Below are 12,365 nucleotides of genomic sequence, written 5' to 3' on the forward strand. Positions count from 1 at the left end.
AGGCCGCCCCCCCCCGCGTCCGGCCGCCGGCTGGTCCCCCCCGCCCGCCCCGGCAGGGGGCTTGAGGACGGGCCCGAGAGCCCGACCCCGAACCCCCGCCGGGGCGCGGCGCCGCGCCCCGGCGGAAGGCCTCGCGTGCTCCGGCAGGGCCCGCCGGGCCGAGCCGGTCCGCCGTTCCACCTGATCCCGTTCAGCACCGGCCGGCCGAGCGCCGTCCGGCCCACGACCCCCGAACCGGGCAGGAAACGCGGCAGCACGGCCCGTCCCGGCGTCCGAAGGCTCATGACGGCGCACCACGACCGGCACGACCTCCCGTCACGTGACCGGCCCCGAAGGCGGCCCCTACCAGGTGGGAACGGGCCCGCCCCCGAAGCCCACGGGCTGCGCGAAGCCCGCGGGGTGCGCGGGGTGCGCGAAGCTCGCGGGCTGCGCGGCGTCGAGGTTCATCCCCTCGGCGACCGCGGCGGCGAGTTCGAGGTGGGCACGGCGGGTGCGGTGGCGGAGCTTCGCGGGGTCGAACGTCCCGCCGAGGGCCAGGTGCTCGTCGAAGGGCAGGACGACCGCGGCCCGGCACAGCCGCTCGAAGTGCGCCACCAGGTTCTCCGCCTTCACCATCCGGCCCGTGCCGCGGACGCCGGAGATCAGGGTCACGCTGCGCCACGCCAGCGCGCCGTACCCGTTCGCGTGCAGCCACTCCAGGGTGGCGCCGGCGCCGCTCGCGCCGTCGATGCTGGTGGTGGCGGCGATGACCAGCTGGTCGGCGAGGTCGAGCACGGCGCTCATGGACCCGTGCAGCAGGCTGGTGCCGCAGTCGCTGAGGACGATCGGGTACTGGCGGGCGAGCAGGTCGACCAGCTGCCGGTAGTCCTCGCCGCCGAAGCCGGTGGCGACCGCCGGGTCCGGGTCGTTGGCCAGGACCTCCAGCCCGCTGGAGGTCAGCGAGGTGAAGCGGCGGATGTCCATGTAGCCGGTGATCGAGGGCGCGACGGCCAGCAGGTCCTGGACGGTGGCCGCGGTCTCCCGGTGGACCCGCTGGCTCAGGGTGCCGGTGTCCGGGTTGGCGTCGACGGCGATCACCTTGTCGGACCGGGTCTCGGCGAGGACGGAGCCGAGCGCCAGCGTCGCGGAGGTCTTGCCCACCCCGCCCTTGAGGCCGACGACCGCGATCCGGTAGGAGCGCTGCAACGGCGTGCGGATGACGGCCTCCAGCCGCTCCCGCTCGCCCCGGCCGAGCGTGGTGCCCAGGCCGATCCCGCGCAGGCCCCGCCGCGCGGCGGGCGCGGCGGGTATGGCGGGCGCGTTGACCGCCTGCGCGGGGGGAGCCGCCTGGACGGGCGGAGCCGGTGGAGCGGGGTGGACGGGCGGCGCGGGGGGAGCCGCCTGGACGGGCGGAGCCGGTGGAGCGGGGTGGACGGGCGGCGCGGGCGGCACGGCGAGAAGCAGGGCCGGCGGCGGCAGGTGCGGCGACGGCGGCGGCAGGTGCTGCGGCGGCGGGGGCGGGGGCGGCGCCTGCAAGGGGAGTGCGGCGGGCAGCGGCCGGGCCTCCGGAGGCACCAGCACCGTGCCCATGGCGTCCAGCGGCCGGTGCCCCCGGGTCCCGGCCTCCGGCAGGGGTGCGGCCTCCGGCAGGGGTGCGGCCTCCGGCAGGAGCGCGGGCTCCGGCAGCGGTGCGGCCTCCGGCAGGAGCGCGGGCTCCGGCAGGGGCTCGGCCTCCGGCCGGGGGGACACGGGCCCGTACCCGGGGGCGAGGTCCCAGTCCGCGTCCTGCTCCAGTCGCCGTACCCGCTCGATGACCATGTGGTCGCCCGCCACGCCATCGCCTCCTGTCACCACATGTGCCCGACCCCCCGCCAACCTCCTCAACGGCCCGGGGCGGCGAACCCGTTCAACTCCGGAACCCGCGACCCCGGGCAGGCCGGAGGAGGGAGGGGCAGGCAGGTCGGGGCAGGAAGGGGAACCGGGCGGCGCCGTCAGGGCAGCGGCTGGTCGACCGCCGCGGCGACCAGGGCGGGCAGCTCGCGCATGTCGGCGAAGGTGCGGGTCCCCGGCCCGGCCAGCCAGTGCGCGGGGGTCAGCCCGCCGTGGAAGCCCAACGACCGCATGCCGGCCGCGCGGGCGGCCGCGACCCCGTACTTGCTGTCCTCGACCACCAGGCAGGCGGCCGGCTCCACGCCCATCGCCGCGGCGGCGTGCAGGAACAGGTCGGGGGCGGGCTTGCCGTTCTCCACGTCCTCGGAGCTGAAGATCCGTCCGGCGAAGCGCGGCAGCAGGCCGGTCCGCCCGAGGGTGGCGCGCAGCCGCGCGTGGCTGCTGGAGGAGGCCACGCAGTCCGCCGCACCGGCCCGCTCCAGCTCCGCCAGGGCCGCCACCACCCCCTCCACCGGGGCGAGTTCGGCGGCGAACGCCTCGTCGTAGAGGTGCTGGAAGCGCTTGTCCCAGCCGGGCTCCAGCGGCACGCTCGCGTGCGCCTCGACCTCGGCGGACATGGAGGCGTGCGAGCGGCCGAGGAAGCGTTCGACGATCTCCTCCTGCGTCAGCGGCCACCCCACCGCTTTCAGCACCTGCTCGTCCACCCGGACCGCCAGGCGTTCGCTGTCGAGCAGCACGCCGTCGCAGTCGAAGATCACCAGTTCGACGGGAAGGGACATGCCCGCCACCCTACGGGCCGCCGCGCACGGGGCGGCGGCCGGGGGTGACGGGCAGTCGGCCGGGGGCAGTCGGCCCGGCCTGCGGCTCAGTGCGGGTGACCCAGGTACGGGAAGGCGGGCAGCAGGTCGGTGTGCGGGCCGATGTGGTCGGTGGGCACCTTGCCGTCGGTCAGCATCGACAGCCGGGCGGAGGTGACGTCGTCGCTCGGCGTGCGCCCGTTCGGATAGCCGGCCGGGCGGGTGCGGTCGTAGCGCAGGACGTCCGGCAGGACCACGCGCAGCTGCGCCTCGGCCGCGTCCGTCGTGTACTCGCCGAAGTGCTGGAGAACGGCCGTCCACGGCTCGCGGTAGGTCTGCCAGTCCTCGGCCGGTTCCCCGGCGTTGTACGCGTCCTTGACGTCCTCCTCGTTGAAGTACGCCGTCAGCGACGGGTGCGCGCCGCGGTCCACCGACACCAGCCCGCCGTCCTTGCGCACGCTCACCCGCGCCCACACCCCGATCTGCGGCGCCTCGCCGAACTCCGCCTCCGGCGCCTCCAGCACGATGCCGAACACGTTCTTGTCCGCGCCCCAGTCGACACCCGTCCACTGGAACTTGGCGACGATGCCGTCCAGGTCGGCGAAGAACGGGTCGCTGCGCAGCCCCGCGCTCACCCGGTACGGGCCCGCCTCGACCACCGCCGGGGTGCTCGTGAAGCTCACCGGCGCCCCCGACACCAGCGGCGCGCCCGTCGCCTCGTGCCCGCGCGCCCCCTCGCCGGTGGCGCGCCGCACCGTCATGGTCTGCGGCCCGTCGGCCGGGTCGGAGAAGGTGAAGCTGAAGGCGAGGTCGGCCCGGTTGTCACCGTCGGTGTCGACGTTGATCCGGTACACCGCCTCCGGGTGGAAGGCCTGCCCGCCGGTCGGCGCGATCGGGTTCACGTTCATGATCAGCACGGTCCGGCCCGGCTCCGGCGAGGCGAAGGCGAACAGGTCGGTCAGGTCCAGGCGCGCGTCGCCGTCGGGCGAGCGCAGGTTCGGTCCGCTGAGGTGATGGGACAAGACGGTCTCCGGCTTCGAGTGCGTGCGTGCTTCGACATGCGCGGAGCGTTCCGAGCGTTCCGAGCGTTCCGGGTGCTCGCGTGCGTGCGTGCTTCGTACGGACGGCCCCGCCCCTGTGGCCATTGCTAGCACGCCCGCCCGCCCCCGGCCCGCCCGCTGCGCCGCGCGGGCGAGGAGCCCGGCGCCGGCCCTCAGCCCTGCGGGGCCGGCTCGCCGAGGAGCACCGGCAGGGCGCGGGTCCCGCGCGCGTCGGTGACGCTCACCCCGGTGGCGTCCACCACCGCGCACCGGCCGACTTCCCACTCCCGCACGTTGCCGTGGCCGACCCGGCGGACCCGGCCGGCCTGGCCGTCAGGCCGAGGGCAGTGCTCCCAGGGCGTGCAGGCCGGTGCGGCTGCCGCGGAAGACCGCCGACCCGGTGGCGGCCAGGAACACCTTGGTGTACTCGGTGCCCCCGGTGAGCCGTTCCGGTTCGTCCCGCCAGCGCGGCCGGCCGGTCGCGAGGTCGAACGCGAACAGCCGGTCGTCGTTCGTCCCCACGTACACGCTGCCGTCCGCGGCGGTCATCGAACTCATCCCGCGCCCCAGGCCCATGGGCACGTTCGCCGTCCACAGCGTGTCGCCGGTCCGCGTGTCCAGGGTCGTCAGCCGGTCCCCGCTGAGCAGGCACACCGATCGGTCGGCGACCGACAGCGGGCCCGCCACGGGCAGCCGTCCGCGCTGCCACAGCACCCGCCCGGTGGCCGCGTCCAGTGCGAAGACCGTCGAGGAGGCTGCCCCCGGGTCGGTCTGCCGCAGGTGCACGACGCCCTGGTGGACGACGGGGGCGTCACCGACGGCGGCGACGGCGTCCTGGGCCCAGCGCCGTTCCCCGCCGCGCGCGTCGAACGCCAGGACCCCGCCGTAGCGGCCTGCGGTGTACACGGTGTCCCCGGCCAGTGCCAGGACGCCCGAGGCGCCCGGGTCGCTGCTCCAGCGCAGCGCGCCGGAGGCCGCGTCGTGGCAGTGCAGCGAGGTGCCGTGGGCGGTGAACACGCTGCCGCCGCCGACGACGGGCTGCTGCTGCCACGCGGACTCGTCCCAGTCCGGCAGCGGCGCCTCCCACCGGGGCTCGCCCGACGCCGCGTCGAGGACGTGCACACCGCTGGTGGAGACCACGCACACCACGCCGTCTCCCGAAGCCAGCGGCCAGCCGCCCGAGTTGGCCAGCTGCCAGCCGTCCAGGGCGTCCACGGGCGGTGCCGCCCCGACCGCCCGGCTCCAGCGCACCGCGCCGGTGCGCGGGTCGAGGGAGCGCACGCTGCCGTCGTATCCCGAGGCGAACAGCGCCTGCTGCTGTCCGGCGGGATCGCCGGGCCCGGCGGCGAGGACGACCCGGCCGCCGAGGTCGGGCGAGCTCCACAGTCGCGGGCCACGCACGTCGCCCCGGCGTGCCCACCAGCCGACTCCGCCGGCGACGGCGAGCGCGCCGAGGCCTCCGGCGGCGCTCAACAGCAGTCTCCTGCGGTCGGGCCGAGCGGGCTGAGGGGGTGCCGGCGGGGCGGGGGGCTGGTGCTGGGTGGTGTCGGAGTTCACGACGGACATGACTTTCGGGTACGGACCTCTGGTTCCCGCGGGGCGGACGGGCGGCGACTAGAAGGTGGTCCAGTCGTCGTGGTCCGGGGTGCCGAGGGTGCGGACGCGCTCGCCGTCGGCGTCGTCGAAGGTGTCGGTGGCGATCTTGAACGACTGGCCGTTGGGGCGGAGCCCGAACAGGGTGACCTTCTCGTTGCTCTGGCCGGTCAGGTCGAGGTGGATGCACTGGCCGGGCGGCACGACCGTGGTCGACAGGTTGCCGCGCTTCTCGAACACCGCGTAGGACCCGTAGGTGCCGCCCGAGCAGAGGGTGAAGTCCGGCGCGAGCGTGGGCTTGGAGGTGGGCGTCGCCCGGGCGGCCACCGGCTTCGCCGCGTTCGACGCGCCGGTCGCCGGGGCGGCGGTGGCGGTGGCGGCCGCGGCGAAGCCGACGGCGGAGATCAGGCCGGCGGTCAGCAGCAGGCCGGTCGTCCGGACGGAGCGGGGGGCAGCGGGCACGGGGTCCTCCAGGGGTCGCGAAGCGGATCGGGGCGTCTCGTGCGCCCCGATCCGCTCAACGGGCCCTTTCGGCGCGAAGGTTCACCGCGCTCATGCCAAGGACGGCCCCTGGCCGTGCTGCCCGAGCCCGTCGCGCAGCAGGTCGAAGGCCCGTTCGGTCGCGCGGACGGCCTCCGGGTGGTGCTCGTCGGCGGAGGTGCCGGCCGCCAGGCGTTCCTGGTTCGTGACCGCCGGTTCCTGCTGCACCACGATTACCTGGACAGCCGCCAGGCGCGTGGTGAGCGGTTCGACGCCGGCTTCCCGCAGGGCCTCCTCCAGGGCGTCGCTGCCGCGCGTCGTGTACCGGATCGGCAGCGCGGCCAGGCTCTCGGTGTCGGCGATCAGGCGCAGGACCGCGGCGGGCGGAAAACCGGTGGGGCGATCCCGCCCCGGTCTGCCACGATCGCCCGATGGGTGCATTGGATGCGGTGGCGGCCAGGGTCGCCGGCGGGGCCACCGTCGAGTTCCGGCCGAGCGGTTCCTCGATGGTCCCGTTGATCCGCAGCCGTCAGCCGGTGCGCGTCGCCCCCGTCGACCCCGCCCGGCTCGAACCGGGCGACATCGTCCTCGCCCGCGTCGCCGGAACCGTCTACCTGCACCTGGTGTCGGCCGTCGACCCGGCCCGCCGACGCGTCCGGATCAGCAACAACCGGGGCCGCGTCAACGGCTGGACCGGCCACGACCGCGTCTTCGGCATCTGCGTCGCCGTCGACGGCACCCCCCGGCCCGGCGTCACGGACAAGACCACCGCCCCGCCGTGACCGGACGGTGAGCCCCCGTCACCCCGCCGGAACGCCCCGCCCGCCCCGCACCGCCGGGCCGGACCCGGCCGCCCGGATCGGCGCTGGCGGGAACGCATGCCGCGCTATAGCGTGGGGTCCCGTCCGCGCCGCTGGACCCCCACCGCGCGAACAACGAGAAGAGAAGCAAGAAGCCGAACCCAGGACAGGACGCGATGCCGGCAGAGACACCGCCCACCGGGAACCACACCGGCCGCAGTGCGCAGCCCGCGATGCGGGCCTCCCACGCGGACCGGGACCGGGTGGCCGAACTGCTGCGGATCGCGGCGGGCGACGGCCGCCTGACCGCCGACGAACTCGACGAGCGCCTCGAAGCCGCCCTGTCCGCGCGCACCGTCGACGAACTCGCCGACCTCACCGTCGACCTGCCGCCCGTGTCGCTGTCCGGCGGCGCCGTGACGGACGTCAAGGACCTCCTGCGGATCGACCAGAAGTGGGCCACCGTCAAACGGACGGGACGCTGGGTCGTGCCGCGCCGCATCGAACTCTCCGTGGAGTGGTGCGACGTGACGCTCGACTTCACCGAGGCGGTCATCACCCAGGACACCCTGCGGATCGACCTCGACATGCGCGGCAAGACCCTGACGCTGATCACCGGGCCGGGCATCACGGTCGACGCCGACGCCCTGGCACTTGAGTTCGCCAACGTCAGGAACCGCCAGGCCCAGGACGCCGGCACCCCGACCACGCTGCGCGTCGAACTGGCCGGCCACAAGAGCTTCGGCCGCGTCGTCGTGCGCCCGCCACGCCGCCCGGCCGGCCGCTGGATCCGCCGGGGCACCCCCGCCCTGCCCACCGCCGACTGACCCGCCCACGACCCCGCCCACGGCCCCGACTGCTTGCGACACCCGAATGACGATCTACTTCTACGGCGCCGACGACGTCCCGTACGGCTGCTTCTCCAACTTCTCCCCGCACGCCCTGGAACTCGACGGCCACCTGTGGCCGACCTCCGAACACTACTTCCAGGCCCAGAAGTTCACCGGCACCCGCCAGGCCGACCTGATCCGCCGCGCCCGCACACCGCTGAGCGCCGCCGAACTCGGCCGAGACCGGTCCAAGCCGCTGCGGCGGGACTGGGAGCGTGTCAAGGACGACGTGATGCGCCGCGCGGTGGAGGCCAAGTTCCGCACGCACGAGGACATCCGCGCCGTCCTGCTGTCCACCGCCGACCAGGAGATCATCGAGGACACCACCACCGACCACTACTGGGGGCGCGGCAGCACCGGCACCGGCAGGAACATGCTCGGCCGGATCCTGATGCGCACCCGGACCCGGCTGCGCGCCGAAGCCTGACCACAGAACGGCAGAACGGCAACCGTGGACCACCTTGCCGCAGCCGGCCTGCTGCCCGTCCACGGGTGGACCGAACCGGACGGACTCGTCCCGCCGCTGATCACCGGCCAGGCACCGAGCTGCCCGCCCGAGGAGGGCCGTGTCGAGGCCGTCCCGGACGTCCTCGAACCCGGCCTGCGCGAGAAGGCCAACGCCGACTGGTGCCGGCTGTCCGCGAGGTGTTGCCGAATCCTGTGGACTGACCAGACGGCCCGATGACCGGTGATCAAGCAAGCGGCTTGCGGTAACGGACGTACTCGTTCTGCCGCCGGAACCCCACACTCTCGTAAAGGTCGTAGGACCGGTGCGGGTTTGCCGTGCCCGTGAACAGCCGGGCGGTCGTTGCGCCCTGTGCGCGAAGGCTCCGCAGCCCGTCCAGCAGCAGGGCCCGGCCGATTCCGAGGCGTTGCCGGTCCGTCCGGACACTCAGCTCTTCCACCTCGCCCACGGTGTGGTCGTGGCGGCGGATGGAGCAGAGGGCGACGCCGACCATGTCCTGCCCGTTCCAGGCAGCCCTCCAGCATGTCGGGTCGGCGGTGTCGACGAAGTCCTGGAAAGGCCATCTCTGAGTGAAGCCGGTGTCCGCGTACGAATCGACGACCGTCTTCCAGGCTGCACGGTAGTGGCTTGTCCCGATCGGCCCTGTCCGTATCCCGGCCGGCAGTTCGCTGCCCGGCTCGGGCAGGTGCTGCAGATCGCCCAGCTCCAGTTCGACCAGGCTGAAGACACGTCGGTAGCCGGCTGCGCGCAGAAGTGCCGTGGCGTCCTGCTCGGAGGCCATGGCGTTCGCGCCGATCACTGCCGTCCGCGCCGTTCCGTGCTGATTGACGATCTGGCGGATCCGCTCTTCGGCCCAGCTCAACATGGCTGAGCCGATGCCCTGGCCGCGATGCTCGGGCAAGAGGTAGCCGCTGTGCAGGTACAGCCACGTACCGTCCCGCTCGTGCCACCACCGGATCGTCGAGTAGCCGACGACGCTCCCGTCGCACACCACCAGGATCTGGTTCTTGGACGGCTCCTCCGACTTGGCAGAAGCTTCGGCGATCTCGGCCGCTGTCGGGAGCCCTTCCACAACCGAATGGGCATCGACCCGGTCCCGTTCAGCACACCCCAGCCGCACCGCGGCCATGGCGCCGTGGTCTTCGTCGCCGCGATACGGCCGGAACCCGAAGCCGACCGGAAGGTCCTGTCCTGCCGTGCCATCCAGCATGACCGGATGTTCTCGAACTTCGAGGCAGGTCCGCCACCCTGTTCAGGAGAGCCCTCGACGGCGGCGTGCTCTGCTTCGCCACGACCTGGCAGCACACCATCAGCACCTCCGTCCTCACCGCGCCGAACCGTTCGAGGGTCCTGCGCCGGTTCGCCGAGTGGGTCGCCCGGGGCGCGATGGACGAGCCGGGCGAGCCGCCGCCGAGCACACCGGCGCGCCGCCGGCTCGACACCCTGTGACGACGGCCGTCCGGTAAAACCGGGTGCCCCATCCCGGCCGCCCCGGTATCGTGCGCCGCCATGGCACCGGAACTCCACCGCCCCCCGTTCCAGGCGGACGAACGCACCGCACTCATCGGCTGGTTGGACCTGCAGCGGAACATCCTGCGCTGGAAGTGCGAGGGGCTGAGCGACGAGGACGCGCACCGCCCGGTCATCCCCACCTCACCGGCGATGACCATGGCCGGGCTCGTCTCCCACATGCGCTGGACCGAACACCTTTGGCTGGAAGTGCTGTTCCTCGGCGGCGACGAGACACAGAACCCGTCCTTCGACGAGTCGAGCGAGGACGCCGACTGGCACACCGGCGGCCGCCCCCTCGCCGAACTCCTCGCCGAGTACGAGGCCCAGTGCGCCCGCAGCAACGAGATCGTTGCCGCCGCCTCCCTGGACGACACCGGCCGCCACACCGGCTTCCGCAGCGGCGGCGCCAACCTGCGCTGGATGCTCGTCCACCTGGTCGAGGAGACCGGCCGCCACGCGGGCCACGCGGACGTCGTCCGCGAACTCCTCGACGGCACCAAGGGCTACTACTGAGGCCTGCCGGGACCGGTTCGCGCCGCCCCGCGTGAGGGAGCGCGAACCGACGGGGGTGACGTCACCCTTCTGCTCCTGGCCAACGACGGCGTCCTGCGCGAGTCCCCGGCGGCCTCCACGGCCGCATCCCGCCGCCTGCTCGCGTACTTCCTCCAGTCCTGCCTGCCGACGGACGGCCCACCCCTGCCCCGGCCCGCGCCACTGCGCCTCGACGACCTCTACCGGCCACCCCATCGAACGGGGTGAGGCAGGGCGGTCCGTCACCTGCTGCGGTCCGCCGCCTGCTGCGGCGCCCGGGGTCGGCCGACCGCCGGCGGGCGGTCAGTCACCCGCGCACAGCGCGTGCTCGATCAGGGCGCCGGCCGCCTTCTCCTGTTCCACGATGTGGTCCAGGGAGTCGCCGTGCGCCTCCGACATCGAGACCACCGCGCTGCGCCGGCCGTCCGCGGTGACGCCGTTGAGGGTGATGTAGCCGCCGTCCCCGCCCTCGTGGCTCCAGTACGACCCCTTCCTGCCTCCGCAGTCCAGCGGGATCTCGACCAGGCCCAGCCCGTACCGGGTGCCCGCGGGCCACATCGCGGCGGCCTGCGGGTTCCCGGAGACGTCGACCCCGTCCTTCATCGCGGCCAGCTGACGGGCCGGCAGCAGGCGGCCCGAGAGCAGGGCGCGGAATAAGGTGTTCTCGTCCTGCGTGGTGGTGACCCACGACAGTTCGGTGGACACCGGGATCTGCACGGTGACGTCCTTCTCGGCGCCGGGGCCGTAGAACTCGTAGGCGCGGGCGTGCGGTCGGGGCAGGGTGGGCGAGGCGCCCGTCCACCGGGTCTGCCGGAGGCCGAGCGGGCGCAGGATGCGGTCCTCGATCTCCTGGTGGGAGGGGCGGCCGGTGGCCCGTTCGATGATCATGCCGAGCATGACGTAGCCGGTGTTGGAGTAGCTCCAGCCCGTGGCGGGCTCCTGGGCCATGGCGCGGGTGACCAACTCCTCGGAGCTGTAGGTGAGGAAGCGCTGGTGGTCGTACTCGTCCGCGGTGCGGTACCCGGGCAGGCCGGCGTCGGAGATGCCGCCGGTGTGCCGCAGCAGGTCGCGGACGGTGATCCGGGCGGGGTCGTGGGCCGTGCCCCAGGCCACGTCCGGCAGCCACCGGCCGACCGGGTCGTCCAGGGACAGCCGGCCCTCGGCCTCCAGCTGCAGGACCACGGTGGCGACCAGCGTCTTGGCCGTGCTGGCCATGCGGAAGTAGCCGTCGGGCGACACCGGGCGGCCGGTGCGCAGATCGGCGGTGCCGCTGGTGGCGACCGCCTGGCGGCCGTCGGGTGCGACCGTGCGGGCCTGCACGCCGCTGATCCCCAGGGCGTGGATCGCCGCCACGTCCTGGCGCAACCGCTGCGCGGTGGAAGGCGCGGTGGAAGGCGGAGTGGAAGGCGCGGCGGAAGACGCGGAGGCGGAGGCGGAGGCGGGCCGGGCGACGGCGGTGGCCGCGTTCGCGGCGAGGAGCGCGGCGACGGCGGCCGCCACGGCGAGGTGCTTTCGGTGATTCGACGTCATGTTCCGGACGCTAACCATGTCCGGCCCGCACCGGGGCGTGCTCGGGTCCACCTCAGGGAGGATTGGGGGACAGCCTCATGGCGCGGACCGCGGCGGTGCGCAAAAGCCTCCAACTCCTTTTTTTCCTAAGGAAAATGAGGGTTCTTTCGGGGATTCCTCTCGGGGTTGGCCCTGATGCCGGCCGGGTTGCCGCACCCGACACTTCGGGCATGCGCATCACTCGGGCCGGCTGGGCCCTCATGACGGTGTTGTCCACGCTGATCGTCCTGCTCGCCGCGCGCTACGCGGGCTTCGACCCGGAGGTGTTCTTCAGCAATCAGCGCGCCACCTACCTGGCGCACGAACTCCCGCTCGGCATCCACATATCCGGCGCGGCGGTGGCGCTCGCGGTCGGGCCGTGGCAGTTCGCGGCCCGGCTGCGGGAGCGGTGGCCCCGCCGGCACCGCCGCGTCGGCGTCGTCTACCTGCTGGGCTGCCTGGTCGGCGGGATCGGCGCGCTGCTGCTGGCGCCGGTCGCCTACGGGGGGCCGGTCGCCCGGCTCGGCTTCGCCTGCCTGGGCGTGGCCTGGCTGGTCACCGGCGGCATCGGCCTGCGGATGATCCTGCGCCGCCGGATCGAGGACCACCGCCGCTGGATGGTCCGCAGCTTCGCGCTCACCTTCGCCGCGGTCACGCTGCGGCTGATGCTGGTCGCCGCCCAGGCGGCGGACCTGGACTTCCGCACCTCGTACACGGTGGTCGCCTGGCTGTGCTGGGTCCCCAACCTCCTCGTGGCGTGGTGGTTCACCCGCCTGCGCCCCGGCGGGCGGTGAACCCGCCGCCCGGGGCCGGTCGCCGCCGGCCCCGGGCGATCCGAC

At 74.1% G+C, this 12,365-nt stretch carries 15 protein-coding genes; 7 read left to right on the forward strand and 8 right to left on the reverse strand.

Annotated elements, in window-relative coordinates; genetic code table 11:
• Window positions 1–342 precede the first annotated feature (342 nt).
• The 6 genes from AB0D10_RS12840 to AB0D10_RS12865 all read right to left on the reverse strand — a co-directional run bounded on the left by AB0D10_RS12840 (window position 343) and on the right by AB0D10_RS12865 (window position 6,220).
• The gene (locus AB0D10_RS12840; RefSeq protein ID WP_360254845.1) at window positions 343–1,812 is read right to left on the reverse strand and encodes an AAA family ATPase; all 1,470 of its coding nucleotides are present in this window, start codon (window positions 1,810–1,812) and stop codon (window positions 343–345) included.
• A 158-nt stretch (window positions 1,813–1,970) separates the two neighbouring features.
• Window positions 1,971–2,648: an HAD family phosphatase gene (locus tag AB0D10_RS12845; protein WP_360254847.1), complete on the reverse strand. Its 678-nt coding sequence runs from the start codon at window positions 2,646–2,648 to the stop codon at window positions 1,971–1,973.
• An 86-nt stretch (window positions 2,649–2,734) separates the two neighbouring features.
• Window positions 2,735–3,688 (reverse strand): DUF4331 family protein, encoded by a 954-nt coding sequence (locus AB0D10_RS12850; protein ID WP_360254849.1) that lies wholly within the window; start codon window positions 3,686–3,688, stop codon window positions 2,735–2,737.
• Window positions 3,689–4,039: 351 nt separating this feature from the next.
• Window positions 4,040–5,179, reverse strand: a complete 1,140-nt coding sequence (locus AB0D10_RS12855; protein ID WP_360254851.1) for a PQQ-binding-like beta-propeller repeat protein — start codon at window positions 5,177–5,179, stop codon at window positions 4,040–4,042.
• Window positions 5,180–5,320: 141 nt separating this feature from the next.
• On the reverse strand, window positions 5,321–5,761 hold the full coding sequence (locus AB0D10_RS12860) for a hypothetical protein (protein ID WP_360254853.1): 441 nt from the start codon (window positions 5,759–5,761) through the stop codon (window positions 5,321–5,323).
• Window positions 5,762–5,851: 90 nt separating this feature from the next.
• Window positions 5,852–6,220 (reverse strand): hypothetical protein, encoded by a 369-nt coding sequence (locus tag AB0D10_RS12865; protein ID WP_360254855.1) that lies wholly within the window; start codon window positions 6,218–6,220, stop codon window positions 5,852–5,854.
• On the opposite strand from AB0D10_RS12865, the gene AB0D10_RS12870 reads away from it, so the two are divergent.
• The 4 genes from AB0D10_RS12870 (at window position 6,211) to AB0D10_RS12885 (ending at window position 8,154) form a co-directional block, all read left to right on the forward strand.
• A complete protein-coding gene (locus AB0D10_RS12870; protein ID WP_360254857.1) occupies window positions 6,211–6,561 on the forward strand; it encodes a S26 family signal peptidase in 351 nt (116 codons plus the stop codon). The two genes, AB0D10_RS12865 and AB0D10_RS12870, sit on opposite strands and share 10 nt — an antisense overlap.
• Window positions 6,562–6,755: 194 nt before the next feature.
• Complete coding sequence (locus AB0D10_RS12875) at window positions 6,756–7,406, forward strand: DUF1707 domain-containing protein (protein WP_360254859.1); 651 nt, start codon at window positions 6,756–6,758, stop codon at window positions 7,404–7,406.
• A 46-nt stretch (window positions 7,407–7,452) separates the two neighbouring features.
• Window positions 7,453–7,896 carry an NADAR family protein gene (locus AB0D10_RS12880; RefSeq protein ID WP_360254861.1) on the forward strand — a complete coding sequence of 148 codons (444 nt, stop codon included), beginning with the start codon at window positions 7,453–7,455 and terminating at the stop codon, window positions 7,894–7,896.
• 24 nt (window positions 7,897–7,920) lie between these two features.
• On the forward strand, window positions 7,921–8,154 hold the full coding sequence (locus tag AB0D10_RS12885) for a hypothetical protein (protein ID WP_360254863.1): 234 nt from the start codon (window positions 7,921–7,923) through the stop codon (window positions 8,152–8,154).
• Window positions 8,155–8,161: 7 nt separating this feature from the next.
• Here AB0D10_RS12885 and AB0D10_RS12890 read toward each other — a convergent pair whose 3' ends face one another.
• Window positions 8,162–9,145 carry a GNAT family N-acetyltransferase gene (locus tag AB0D10_RS12890; protein ID WP_360254865.1) on the reverse strand — a complete coding sequence of 328 codons (984 nt, stop codon included), beginning with the start codon at window positions 9,143–9,145 and terminating at the stop codon, window positions 8,162–8,164.
• Between the two features lie 65 nt (window positions 9,146–9,210).
• Here AB0D10_RS12890 and AB0D10_RS12895 point away from each other — a divergent pair, with 65 nt between their 5' ends.
• Together AB0D10_RS12895 and AB0D10_RS12900 are read left to right on the forward strand one after the other, a co-directional pair.
• Window positions 9,211–9,384 (forward strand): hypothetical protein, encoded by a 174-nt coding sequence (locus AB0D10_RS12895; protein WP_360254867.1) that lies wholly within the window; start codon window positions 9,211–9,213, stop codon window positions 9,382–9,384.
• Window positions 9,385–9,444: 60 nt separating this feature from the next.
• Complete coding sequence (locus tag AB0D10_RS12900; RefSeq protein ID WP_360254869.1) at window positions 9,445–9,960, forward strand: DinB family protein; 516 nt, start codon at window positions 9,445–9,447, stop codon at window positions 9,958–9,960.
• A gap of 321 nt (window positions 9,961–10,281) precedes the next feature.
• Here AB0D10_RS12900 and AB0D10_RS12905 read toward each other — a convergent pair whose 3' ends face one another.
• Entirely contained in the window at window positions 10,282–11,508 is a 1,227-nt protein-coding gene (locus AB0D10_RS12905) for a serine hydrolase domain-containing protein (protein ID WP_360254871.1), read from the reverse strand.
• A 209-nt stretch (window positions 11,509–11,717) separates the two neighbouring features.
• On the opposite strand from AB0D10_RS12905, the gene AB0D10_RS12910 reads away from it, so the two are divergent.
• Complete coding sequence (locus tag AB0D10_RS12910) at window positions 11,718–12,320, forward strand: DUF2306 domain-containing protein (protein ID WP_360254873.1); 603 nt, start codon at window positions 11,718–11,720, stop codon at window positions 12,318–12,320.
• Window positions 12,321–12,365 lie beyond the last annotated feature (45 nt).

It is taken from the genome of Kitasatospora sp. NPDC048545, assembly GCF_040651155.1.
Taxonomy (GTDB): Bacteria; Actinomycetota; Actinomycetes; order Streptomycetales; family Streptomycetaceae; genus Kitasatospora.

Excerpts from the sequence above, each read along its gene's own strand:
- AB0D10_RS12890 (WP_360254865.1), bottom strand. The coding sequence starts at position 9,145 with ATGCTGGATGGCACGGCAGGACAGGACCTTCCGGTCGGCTTCGGGTTC.
- AB0D10_RS12900 (WP_360254869.1), top strand. The coding sequence starts at position 9,445 with ATGGCACCGGAACTCCACCGCCCCCCGTTCCAGGCGGACGAACGCACC.
- AB0D10_RS12910 (WP_360254873.1), top strand. The coding sequence starts at position 11,718 with ATGCGCATCACTCGGGCCGGCTGGGCCCTCATGACGGTGTTGTCCACG.
- AB0D10_RS12845 (WP_360254847.1), bottom strand. The coding sequence starts at position 2,648 with ATGTCCCTTCCCGTCGAACTGGTGATCTTCGACTGCGACGGCGTGCTG.
- AB0D10_RS12865 (WP_360254855.1), bottom strand. The coding sequence starts at position 6,220 with ATGCACCCATCGGGCGATCGTGGCAGACCGGGGCGGGATCGCCCCACC.
- AB0D10_RS12880 (WP_360254861.1), top strand. The coding sequence starts at position 7,453 with ATGACGATCTACTTCTACGGCGCCGACGACGTCCCGTACGGCTGCTTC.
- AB0D10_RS12870 (WP_360254857.1), top strand. The coding sequence starts at position 6,211 with ATGGGTGCATTGGATGCGGTGGCGGCCAGGGTCGCCGGCGGGGCCACC.
- AB0D10_RS12875 (WP_360254859.1), top strand. The coding sequence starts at position 6,756 with ATGCCGGCAGAGACACCGCCCACCGGGAACCACACCGGCCGCAGTGCG.
- AB0D10_RS12905 (WP_360254871.1), bottom strand. The coding sequence starts at position 11,508 with ATGACGTCGAATCACCGAAAGCACCTCGCCGTGGCGGCCGCCGTCGCC.